Genomic DNA, 10,757 nt, shown 5'->3' on the forward strand with positions numbered 1-10,757 from the left:
GATCGGTAGTCCGCGGCGGCCGTCGAGGCGCGGCGAGCTAGCCCGCCGAGCCGGTCAGCAGTCCGCCCAGGTCGGCCGATCCGGTGCCGCCGCCGGGGGTGGTCGGCTCGGCGCTGACCTCGACGGTGACGGTCTTCGAGCTGATCAGCTCCTGGACCGCCTTGATCTCGTGCGATCCGGGGGTCGACGGGGTCCAGGTGATGGTGGCCTTGCCGTCGGAGACCGCGACCGGCTCGCCGATCTGGGTGCCGTTGTCGGTGAAGGTCACCTTGAACAGGAACGACGTCGCGGTGACATCGGCGGTGACGGTGTAGGCGGTGCCCACGTAGTGGGTGGTGCCGCTGACCGTGACGCCCTGCACGAGCGCCGAGGCCTGCGGTGCCACCAGCACCGTGGCCGCGGCGACCGCGGTGAAAGCTGTGAGTCCGAAGCCGGCCCGCCGTGCGTTGGTCTTCATGGAGTTCTCCTGGTTCGCGCTGTCCCACCGCTGTGGGTGTGCGCGACACTATCGAGCCGATCACCGCGCTGTCCGGGAAACAGAAAAACGAATGTTTAAAACTGGGGCCGACCGGTTCGCCGCAGGTGGCGCCGGAATCATCCCGTGCGGATGAGGCGGTCGCGGCGGTGGGCGTCGACACTGGGATACATGCCGACATCAGGTGCGGTTCGCTATCAGTTCGTCGTCGAGGGCGAGCTCACCGACCGTGCCGTCGCGGCTTTTCCCGAACTCCGGCGCAGCGCGCATTCGGCCACCGGTACCACCACCCTGTACGGCGAGCTCGCCGACAGCACCGCCATGCGCGGCGTGCTCGCCCGCATCGATGTCCTCGGTCTCACCCTGCTCGAGATGTCCAGGCTGCCCGACTGAACGCGACGATTGCCGCTCGTTAGCCGATGTCGGCAACCCGTCATGATGACGACGATCTGATAACGAGCACCGCGACGACGCACGACCCGCAAACGCGCAGGTCGTGTTTCGCCTACCGTCGAACCTGCTGGTGGATCGGCCCCGCAGGGTAGACGACGAGCTCAGGAGTGTGGTGGTGGCAACCTCGTACCGAGCGATAGCTGAAAGCCCGGCGGACGTCGATGCGAGCATCCCGGAACTGTCCTTCGCCTCCGTCCGATCCGCCGAGATCAATGCCAGGCTCGACCGCGCCCACGCCGCCGCCGGGCACACGGTGCTGGTGTCCGGACCGGCGGGCAGCGGCAAGACGGTCGCCCTGGTCGACTGGGTGACCCGGTCGCGGCGCCTGCGCTCGGCCGCGGTCGGCTGGCTGACCGTCACCGACCGCCTGGCCGACCGCGGTGACCTGATCCCGGCGATCGCGCAGATCCTCGACCCGTCGGCCGATATCGTCGCCGACGGTGCGCTGCGCACTCCGGTCGACCAGGCGGCCGACCTGGTCGAGGCCATGACGATCACCCTCGATCGCGTGGTTCTGGTCATCGACGACGCCCACCTGCTCACCGACCCGCTGCAACTGGCCGGCCTGGAATACCTGCTCGCGCACCTGCCCTCGACGGTCACCGTGCTGATCGCGGGCCGGTTCGATCCGCCGTTGCGCTGGCACGCGCTGGAATTGGCGGGCAAGCTGACCCGGATCGGCGTCGCCGAACTGACGCTGTCACCGGAGCGGATCGCCCAGCTGTTCATCCAGCACGGCTGCAGGCTCGACGACGCCGAACTGGCCATGGTGCACACCCTCACGCGCGGCTGGGCCGCGCTGGTGCGCATCGCGGCGATCTATCTGGCCGCCAACGCCGAGGACCGCGACACCGCGCTCACCACCCTGGCCAGGCCCTCGCACGCGGTCGCCGATTTCCTCGTCGCCGAGCTGATGCAGTCGCTGCCCGCCCGCACCCTCGAATTCCTGCTCGTCACCGCGATTCCCGGCCGCTTCAGCCTGCCGCTGGCCGAGGAGCTGGCGGGGGAGAACGCGGGACGGATCATCGACGAGTTGCTGCGCGCCAACTTCCCCATGCACACCGTCGCGCACGCGGGGGAGCTGTGGCACACCTACCACCCGCTGCTGCGCGCGTACCTGCTGGCCGAGGCAACGCACACCAGGGCCGAGCGGCTGCCCGCCGTGCACCGCCGGGTCGCCGAGTGGTTCGGCGCCGCGGCGATGCCGGGTCCGGCGCTCGACCACGTCCTGGCCGAACCTGGTGCGCCCGGCCTGGTGCCGTTCCTGCGGGATTGGGGCCTGCGGATGGTCCTCGACGGCACCGGGCACCTGCTGCTCGGCGCGCTCGAGCACGTGCCCGAGCTGGCCGAGGACACCTTCGTGCGCCTGCTGCGCGCCGCCGTCGCGGTGGAGGCGGGCGAAATCGCCACCGCCGAGGTCTATCTCGAAGCCGCCCACGTCGGGCCCGCGCAGGTCCCGCAGCTGGTACCCGTCGGGTGGACCGATGCGCTCGACCGGGCCGTCAGCGCGGGAGTCGCTGTCCTGGTGGGTGATTCGGCCTCGATGAGCTGGCCGCTGCCCGCGGTGACCGGCCAGCCCGATCTCGACTGCTACGCGGCGTTGCACTGCGGCACGGCGCAGATCTCGGGCGGTGAGATCGACAGCGGCACAGCGGCTTTACGGCACGCGATCGTGCACGCCGAGGAAACGGGACTCGGTCGCGTCGCGGTGCGCGCGCGGACCGCATCGGCCATCGCCGCGGGATACGCGTGCCGGGTCGGTGAGCTGCGCGCGCTGGCCGACGCCGCGATCGATTGCGCCGATCGCTACGACCTCACCCATTCGCCCGAGGCCGCGTTCGCCCGGGTGATCGCGGCCTACGGCGCGTACCACCAGGGCGAGTCCGTCGAGCTGCCACAGCCAGGCCTGCCCGGCGGGCCGCTGGTCGAGGCCACCGCGCCGGCGCCGGTGCGCCAAGCCGCGGTCATGGCCGGCGTGCTGATGTTCGACGCGGCCCCGGACCGCGCGGCCGCCGCGACCGCACTGTGCAAGCAGGTGCACCGGCTGCTCGACGATGCCCCTGGACTGCTCGGTATCGGCGCGCTGGTCACCGACGTGCTGTGGCTGCTGCTGCGCCTGCAGGCCAGGGCCGACGCCCAGCACCTGGTCGATCACGCGACCCGCGTCTTCGGTCCGACGCCGCAGACGGCCGTCGCCGACGCGGGCCTCGCCGTCTACACCCATCGACCCGCCGCGGCGCTGACGCTGCTCGAGCCCCTGCTCACCGGTCCGCCGCCACTGAACACCCGATCGCTGGTCACGGCCTGGCTGCTGGTCGGCGTCGCCGCCGATCGCCTCGATCGCCCCCGCAAGGTCGACGACGCGTTCGAGCAGGCGCTCTCGCTGGCCTGCGGGGAACGGCTGATCCGCCCGTTCCTCGATGTGCCGGGTGCCGCCGAGGTCCTCGACCGGCTTGGCGGGCGCTTCGGCCGCTTCGACGCCTTCGTCGATCTGGTCCGCTCCCACCGCGCGCCCGCCGCCGACGCGCCCCAGCTCACCGACACCGAACTCGTGGTCCTGCGCCAGCTCCCCTCCGGCATGACCGCGGCCACCATCGCCGCGAACATGGGCGTCTCGGTGAACACCGTCAAGACCCACCTGCGCGGCATCTACCAGAAACTCGGCGTCAACGCCCGCGCCGAGGCCATCACCAACGCCCGCCGCGTCGGCCTGATCTGAGCCGTGCGGCCGCATCGGGAAAGGGATCTGATGACCAGTCAGCAGGATGCCTCGGCCGGCATCGAAGCGGGCAACGACACGGCATCGCGCACGCTACCGTTCGACGACACCCAGGATTTCGCCGACGCCGAACGCGGATTCGTCGCCGCGCTGACTCCGGGATTGGTGCGCAATGCCGCGGGAGACGTGGTGTGGAGCAGCGACGCGTTCGCCTTCCTCGACGGCGAGTGCCCGCCCACGGTGCATCCGAGCCTGTGGCGACAGTCGAAACTGTGCGCGATGCAAGGGTTGTACGAGGTCACCGACGGCATCTACCAGATCCGCGGACTCGACCTGTCGAACATGACCCTGGTCGAGGGCGACACCGGCGTGATCGTGATCGACCCGCTGATCTCGGTCGAGACGGCCGCGGCGGGGCTGGCGCTGTACCGCGAGCATCGCGGTGAACGCCCGGTGACCGGGGTGATCTACTCGCACTCCCACATCGACCACTTCGGTGGCGTCAAAGGCGTGACCACGCAAGACGATGTCGACGCGGGCCGCTGCCCGATCATCGCGCCGGTGGGATTCGCCGAGCACGCGGTGGCGGAGAACGTGTACGCGGGCACCGCGATGGCCCGCCGGGCGGCCTACATGTACGGCGCTGCCCTGCCGACCGGACCGCTGGGTTCGGTCGGCGCCGGTCTCGGGCCGACGACCTCGATCGGTCGGCCGACGCTGATCACGCCGACGATCTCCATCGAGCACACCGGCCAGGCCGTGACCGTCGACGGGGTAGCCATCGAATTCCAGATGACGCCGGGCACGGAGGCGCCCGCCGAGATGAACTTCTACTTTCCCGACCGGCGAGCACTGTGCATGGCCGAGAACGCCACCCACACCTTGCACAACCTGCTCACCCTGCGTGGGGCGCTGGTGCGTGACCCGCATGTGTGGTCGAAATATCTCACCGAGGCGATCAACCGCTACGCGGGCCGCTCCGACGTCGTGTTCGCCTCGCACCACTGGCCGACCTGGGACACCGAGCGGCTCACCGAGTACCTCTCGATCCAGCGCGACCTCTACGGCTACCTGCACGACCAGACCCTGCGGGCACTCAACAAGGGCGCCACCGGCATCGAGATCGCCGAGACCATCGAGCTGCCGCCCGCCCTGGCGAACTCATGGTCGACCCACGGCTACTACGGCTCGGTCAGCCACAACGTCAAGGCGATCTACCAGCGGTACATGGGGTGGTTCGACGGCAATCCGGCGAACCTGTGGCAGCACACCCCGGTCGAATCCGCGGTCCGCCACCTGGATTTCATGGGTGGCGCCGACGAGGTCGTCGCCAAGGCCCGAAAGTCCTACGCCGACGGCGACTTCCGCTGGGTGGCCCAGGTACTGAACTACGTGATCTTCGCCGAGCCGGACAACGCCGAGGCCAAGGCTGCAGGCCGACACGCTCGAACAGCTCGGCTACGGTTCCGAGAACGGCACCTGGCGCAACTTCTTCCTGACGGGCGCCTACGAGTTGCGCAACGGAAGCGTCGGTACCCCGACGGTGAGCGCGTCGTCGGATATCGGCGCTGCGCTGTCGGTCGAGCAGCTCTTCGACGCGATCGCGTTGCGCGTCGACGGTCCGCGCACCTGGTCGGCCACCATCGTCCTCGACTGGAAGTTCGCGGACACCGGAACCGTCCACCGCACCCAGCTCCGCAACGGCGTACTCGTGCATTTCGACGTCGAGGGCGATGCCGGACCCGCCGACGCGACCTTCACCCTCACCGAAGTGGACCTGCACGCCATCCTGATCGGCGGCGCGGACCTGGGCCGGCTGATCGTCGACGGCCGCGTCACGATCGACGGCGACCCGACCACACTGGCCGAACTGGTCGGCTACCTGGACGACCCCGACCCCGACTTCGCCATCGTGACGCCCTGACGCTGGTCCCGATGAGCGCCCCCGGTCGACGAGACAGGGGGCGCTTCGTCCGGGAGTTCTCAGCCGAGCAGCTGATTCTTGGCCGCGGCGAATTCGGCATCGGAGAGCGCGCCAGCCGAATGCAATTCGCTCAGTTGCTTCAACTTTTCGACCAGATCGACCGGAGGGGCGGCGGCGGGTGCGGGCGGCGGCGGAGCATAGGCCGCCTGCTGTTGCGCGTAGGCCTGCTGCTGGGCGGCGGCCTGCTGATCGGCATAGGCCTGCTGTTCGGCCGAGCGTCTGCGTGAACGGTTGTTCATCGCGTTGGACGTGGCGGTGGCGGTGCCTGCGATGACCGCGGTCCGGGCCACCGTGCCCAGAAGTCCAGGCCGCCCGATGCGGCCCCGTCGTAGTGGCATGTCGCTTCCTCCTAGCCTGTCGCCGCGGCGGACACCGCGGACTCGACGACATCGCGCGGTATCGGCACGTGCAACGCGACCTCGCCCTCGGCGCCGCGCACCGCCGAGGCCAGCCGCGTCGCCCAGGTCTGTTCGAAGACGAGGATCACCGCTGTGCTGCCCGGCGCCATCGACCCGCGCACGACCTCCACATCGGCGTCGCTGACCAGGTCGATGTCGGCCGCGGTCAGGCCGGTGAGACCCACCTCGGCCAGATCGTCGTCGACCTCGGATTCGGTGACCGTCCCCGCGGCGTCCATGGTCAGCACGATCAGATCCAGCAGGGTCACCAGGCCTTTCCCGACGACCTCGCCTAGTGCGTCGGCGACTGCCTCGTCGACGGCGGTGCCGGGAAAGGTGAGGACGAGGAAATCGACCGGTCCCAGAGCAGCTGTTGATCCCATGGCGTGATCGTGCGCCGATCCGGCCACCCACGCCTCACCCGAATCGGGTGAACCGGCGCCGCCGCCCGCGCTCTAGCGTGGAGGTGTCGAAAGGAATGCCTTATGAACGGCATCGTGGTGGCGGTGGTCGGCGCACTGCTGTGCTTCTACGGCATCAGATCGGTGAACCTGGGCGTCCTGGCGATCGGGTTCGGCCTCGGCTGGCTGATCGCCGACCTGTTCAATGCCACGTTCTGGTGGCTGGTGCTGATCGGGCTGATCGGCGCGATCTCGGCGTGGGTGGTGACCTCGCTGGTGTTCCGCTTCGCCTCGTACTTCATCGGCGGCCTCGCCGGCGCGATGATCGGCACGAAGCTGGCGACCGTTCTGCAGCCCGGCGACAAGAACGTCGCGCTGAGCATGATCGTCGCGCTGGCAATGGGCGTGGCCGGCGCGTTCCTCGCCGAGAAGTTCCGTGCTCGCGCACTGCTGTGGCTGACTTCGATCGGCGGCGCCAGTATGCTGCTCAGCGGCCTGGGCCGGATGAGCGATTCGCTGGCGTTCCTGCGCGAACCCGAGACCGGTTGGCAGCAGGTCACCTCGACCCTGGCCTGGATCGGCCTTTCGGCGCTCGGCTGGATCACCCAGCGTCATCTGTTCGCCGAGAAGCTCGGGATCCAGCACCTCGCCGGTGACGACGACAAGGCTGCCGAGCAGCGCAAACGCAACGGTGGCTGGCCGACGAGCTAGTCGGCGGGTGCTTGCAGCGCCGGAAACCAGACATCGGTGAGGACCGTGGCGGCCTTGTCGGTGGTGACGTCGATGGTGCCCTGCATGGCCCACCGGGTGAAGAACCGCTCGAGCTGGGCGACCAGCAGTTCGATCCGCAGCCGCGCCTCGTCGCGGCGGTGTTCGGGCCAGCGGGCGAGGTAGGCGGGCATGCTGTCGGCCAGTGTCATGATGCCCTCGCGCGCTACCGCGCGGAACTCCGGTTCGACCGCGGTGGCCTCGTCCCATGCCGGGAGCATGTCCTTGTTCACCAGAAACCAGTAGATCGCCCGGGTCATCCACTCCTCGAACGCCGCCCGGGAACCGGTGGTGAGCACCCGGTCGAGGTCGGCGTAGAACTCCCGGACACTGGTCAGCGTCCCCTCGTTGGCGATCGCCCGCAGCACCTCGCCCTTGCTGGTGAAGTGCAGATAGAACGTCGCCCTGCTGCATCCGACGGCGGCGGCGATGTCGTCGACGCGGACAGCGGAATAGCCCTGGGTCTCGAACAGGGTGCGCGCGGTCTCGACGATCCTGGCCTTGGTGAGGCGTTTCTGCTCCTCACGCAGGGATCCACGGCGGGCGGGTTCGGACGTCATGCGCCCATCCTAGACGATCCGCTCATTCACTAGACATGATGTCCAGCGAAGCGCTATCGTGTGTTCCACGTCACGCGGCATGGTCATCGGCGACCGCGGCCGCTCAGGAGTTGTGCATGGATACACGCGAATTGCCCAGGGTGTGCGTCATCGGCGCCGGACCTTCGGGTATCACCGTCGCCAAACGGCTTGCCGAGTACGGCATTCCGTTCGACTGCTACGAAGCCTCCGACGAGGTGGGCGGCAATTGGTACTACAAGAACCCCAACGGGATGTCGGCCTGCTACCAGAGCCTGCATATCGACACCTCGAAGTACCGCCTGCAATTCGAGGACTTCCCCGCACCCGAGGAATGGCCGCACTTTCCGCACCATTCCCAGCTGCTGCGGTACTTCAAGGACTACGTCGACCACTTCGGGTTGCGCGACCGGATCAAGTTCAACAGCCTGGTCACCGCGGCCGAGCGTGATGACGCAGGCCTGTGGCGGGTGACGACCGCGGCGGGCGACACCGAGGTCTACGACGCGCTGATCGTCTGCAACGGCCATCACTGGAACCCCCGATTCCCCGACTATCCCGGCGAATTCGACGGTGTGCTGATGCACAGCCACGCCTACAACGATCCGTTCGACCCGATCGATATGCGCGGCAAGCGGATCGTGGTGGTCGGCATGGGCAACTCGGGCCTCGACATCGCTTCCGAACTGTCCCAGCGTTTCCTCGCCTCGAAGCTGTTCGTCTCGGCCCGGCGCGGTGTCTGGGTGCTGCCCAAATACGTGAACGGCCAAGTGGGTGACCGTCGTTCGATGCCCTCCTGGATTCCCCCGAAGGTCGCGCTCAAGCTCAAGCAGCGATTCGTGCGGAAGAACCGCGGCGACATGCGGAACTACGGCCTGCCCGCGCCCGATCACGAGCCGTTCGAAGCGCATCCCTCGGCGAGCGAGGAGTTCCTGCACCGGGCGGGCTGCGGTGACGTGGAGTGCAAGCCCGCGATCACCCGGTTGGACGGCGACACAGTGCATTTCGCCGACGGCAGCAGCGAGCGGGTCGACGTGATCGTGTGCGCCACCGGCTACCACATCAGCTTCCCGTTCTTCACCGACCCGGCGCTGGTGCCCGACGCGGCCAACCGGTTCCCGCTGTACCAGATGATGGTGCAGCCCGGCATGGACAACCTGTTCTATCTCGGCCTGGCCCAGCCGATGCCGACGCTGGTCAACTTCGCCGAGCAGCAGAGCAAGCTGGTCGCCGCCTACCTGGCCGGCCGCTATCACCTGCCCCCGCGCGAGCAGATGGAGCAGGTGCTCGGCGAGCAGGAGGCCAAACGTGCCGGGCGCTATTACGATTCGCCGCGCCACACCATCCAGACCGAGTTCGAGCCGTACGTGCGCTCGCTGACCAAGGAGCTGGAACGGGGTGCGAAACGGGCCGCCGCCACGGGCAACAGCCTGCCGGTGCCCGCGCGCGCGACGGCGGGGGCGGTGTGATGAGCGGAACCTCCTCTGGCTTCTGTCTGGACGAATTCGCCGGTGTGCGTGCGGCATTCGACGAGCAACTCGCCTCCGGCGCCGAACTCGGCGCGGCGCTGTGCGTCACCGTCGACGGCGATCCGGTGCTCGATCTGTGGGGCGGGTACGCCGATCCGGCGAAGACCACGCGGTGGGGCGCCGACACCCTGGTCAACGTCTTCTCGGTCACCAAGACGATGACGGCGCTGTGCGCCCTGCTGCTGGTCGACCGCGGCGACCTCGACGTCGACCAGCGCGTGGCAGGCTACTGGCCCGAGTTCGCGGCCAACGGCAAGGCGGACATCCTGGTCAGGCAGCTGCTTTCGCACACCTCGGGCGTCTCCGGCTGGGACAAGCCGATCGCGCTGTCCGACATCTACGACCACGAGGAAGCCGCGGCCCGGCTCGCGACCCAGGCGCCCTGGTGGGAGCCGGGTACCGCCTCGGGCTATCACGCCATCAACTACGGACACCTGATCGGTGAACTGGTGCGCCGCATCACCGGTCGTTCGCTCGGCCGGTTCTTCGCCGAGGAACTGGCGGGCCCGCTCGGCGCCGATTTCCACATCGGCACCGGACCCGAGCACGCCGACCGGATCGCCACCCTGGTCCCGCCGGAACTGCCCGAGTTCGACCTGTCGACCCTGGACCAGGACAGCGTGCTCATCAAGACGCTCACCAGTCCCTGGCTCGAGGTCGCCGAGACCGCGACACCAGCCTGGCGCCAGGCCGAGATCGGCGGGACCAACGGACACGGCAACGCGCGCTCGGTGGCCCGGATCCAGTCGCTGATCGCCAACGGCGGCGAGCTCGGCGGCAGGCGGTTCCTGTCACCCGCCACCATCGACCTGATCTTCCGTGAGCAGGCCGACGGCATCGACCTGGCCCTGCTGACCCCGCTGCGGTTCGGCATCGGCTACGGCTTGCCGCGCCCGCAGACCTTCCCGCACATCCCCGACGGCCGGGTCTGCTGGTGGGCGGGCTACGGCGGCTCGATGGTCGTCAACGACCTGGATCGCCGGATCACCTTCGCCTACACCATGAACCGGATGGCGACGGGCCTGATCGGCTCCGACCGCTACGACCGGTACCTGAAGGCCACCTTCGACGGAGCGGCCCGATGACCATGCGTGCGATGCAGCTGACCGCGCCGGGCACCCTGGAACTGCGGACGGTGCCCGTGCCCGACATCGGCCCGGACGATCTGCTGTTGCGGGTCGGCGCGGCCGGGATCTGCCACTCGGACTCGTTCGTGCTGAGCCTGCCGTTCCCGATGAGCGAGAAGCCGCTCACCCTCGGCCACGAGATCGCGGGCACCATCGAGGCGGTCGGCGCGCAGGTGGCCGGGCGCCATACCGGCGAACGCGGGATCGTGTACCTGTGCTGGTCGTGCGGTGAATGCCGGGAGTGCTTGCGCGGCAACGAGAATGTCTGCCTGGCCGCAGGGCGCACGGCCATGCCGCCGTGTCCCGGGCTCGGCCCGGACGGCGG

General features: G+C 69.0%; 10 protein-coding genes and 1 pseudogene. 7 read left to right on the forward strand and 4 right to left on the reverse strand.

Going from position 1 to position 10,757, the window contains the following annotated elements; translation table 11 throughout:
* Positions 1 to 37 precede the first annotated feature (37 nt).
* On the reverse strand, positions 38 to 457 hold the full coding sequence (locus tag ACWF9G_RS33955) for an Ig-like domain-containing protein (RefSeq protein ID WP_452520303.1): 420 nt from the start codon (positions 455 to 457) through the stop codon (positions 38 to 40).
* A gap of 189 nt (positions 458 to 646) precedes the next feature.
* Here ACWF9G_RS33955 and ACWF9G_RS33960 point away from each other — a divergent pair, with 189 nt between their 5' ends.
* The 3 genes and pseudogenes from ACWF9G_RS33960 to ACWF9G_RS33970 all read left to right on the forward strand — a co-directional run bounded on the left by ACWF9G_RS33960 (position 647) and on the right by ACWF9G_RS33970 (position 5,571).
* Positions 647 to 868 carry a hypothetical protein gene (locus tag ACWF9G_RS33960; RefSeq protein WP_379308510.1) on the forward strand — a complete coding sequence of 74 codons (222 nt, stop codon included), beginning with the start codon at positions 647 to 649 and terminating at the stop codon, positions 866 to 868.
* 175 nt (positions 869 to 1,043) lie between these two features.
* Entirely contained in the window at positions 1,044 to 3,647 is a 2,604-nt protein-coding gene (locus ACWF9G_RS33965) for a LuxR C-terminal-related transcriptional regulator (RefSeq protein WP_452520305.1), read from the forward strand.
* A gap of 30 nt (positions 3,648 to 3,677) precedes the next feature.
* Positions 3,678 to 5,571 (forward strand): annotated as a pseudogene (locus ACWF9G_RS33970) (alkyl/aryl-sulfatase).
* A 59-nt stretch (positions 5,572 to 5,630) separates the two neighbouring features.
* On the opposite strand, the gene ACWF9G_RS33975 reads toward ACWF9G_RS33970, so the two are convergent.
* Together ACWF9G_RS33975 and ACWF9G_RS33980 are read right to left on the reverse strand one after the other, a co-directional pair.
* Positions 5,631 to 5,969: an SHOCT domain-containing protein gene (locus tag ACWF9G_RS33975; protein ID WP_452520307.1), complete on the reverse strand. Its 339-nt coding sequence runs from the start codon at positions 5,967 to 5,969 to the stop codon at positions 5,631 to 5,633.
* A gap of 11 nt (positions 5,970 to 5,980) precedes the next feature.
* The gene (locus ACWF9G_RS33980) at positions 5,981 to 6,412 is read right to left on the reverse strand and encodes a DUF6325 family protein (protein WP_379308514.1); all 432 of its coding nucleotides are present in this window, start codon (positions 6,410 to 6,412) and stop codon (positions 5,981 to 5,983) included.
* Between the two features lie 102 nt (positions 6,413 to 6,514).
* On the opposite strand from ACWF9G_RS33980, the gene ACWF9G_RS33985 reads away from it, so the two are divergent.
* Positions 6,515 to 7,141, forward strand: a complete 627-nt coding sequence (locus ACWF9G_RS33985; RefSeq protein WP_452520309.1) for a DUF4203 domain-containing protein — start codon at positions 6,515 to 6,517, stop codon at positions 7,139 to 7,141.
* Here ACWF9G_RS33985 and ACWF9G_RS33990 read toward each other — a convergent pair.
* Entirely contained in the window at positions 7,138 to 7,758 is a 621-nt protein-coding gene (locus ACWF9G_RS33990; RefSeq protein ID WP_379308516.1) for a TetR/AcrR family transcriptional regulator, read from the reverse strand. The two genes, ACWF9G_RS33985 and ACWF9G_RS33990, sit on opposite strands and share 4 nt — an antisense overlap.
* Before the next feature lie 116 nt (positions 7,759 to 7,874).
* Here ACWF9G_RS33990 and ACWF9G_RS33995 point away from each other — a divergent pair, with 116 nt between their 5' ends.
* From ACWF9G_RS33995 to ACWF9G_RS34005, 3 genes are all read left to right on the forward strand, one after another.
* On the forward strand, positions 7,875 to 9,245 hold the full coding sequence (locus tag ACWF9G_RS33995; protein ID WP_452520311.1) for a flavin-containing monooxygenase: 1,371 nt from the start codon (positions 7,875 to 7,877) through the stop codon (positions 9,243 to 9,245).
* The gene (locus ACWF9G_RS34000) at positions 9,245 to 10,390 is read left to right on the forward strand and encodes a serine hydrolase domain-containing protein (protein ID WP_452520313.1); all 1,146 of its coding nucleotides are present in this window, start codon (positions 9,245 to 9,247) and stop codon (positions 10,388 to 10,390) included. Before ACWF9G_RS33995 ends, ACWF9G_RS34000 begins: the two co-directional genes overlap by 1 nt.
* Before the next feature lie 2 nt (positions 10,391 to 10,392).
* Positions 10,393 to 10,757, forward strand: a 365-nt coding sequence (locus tag ACWF9G_RS34005) for an alcohol dehydrogenase catalytic domain-containing protein (protein WP_452520314.1), incomplete at its 3' end; no start/stop codon positions are given.

The organism is Nocardia sp. NPDC055029 (assembly GCF_053608525.1).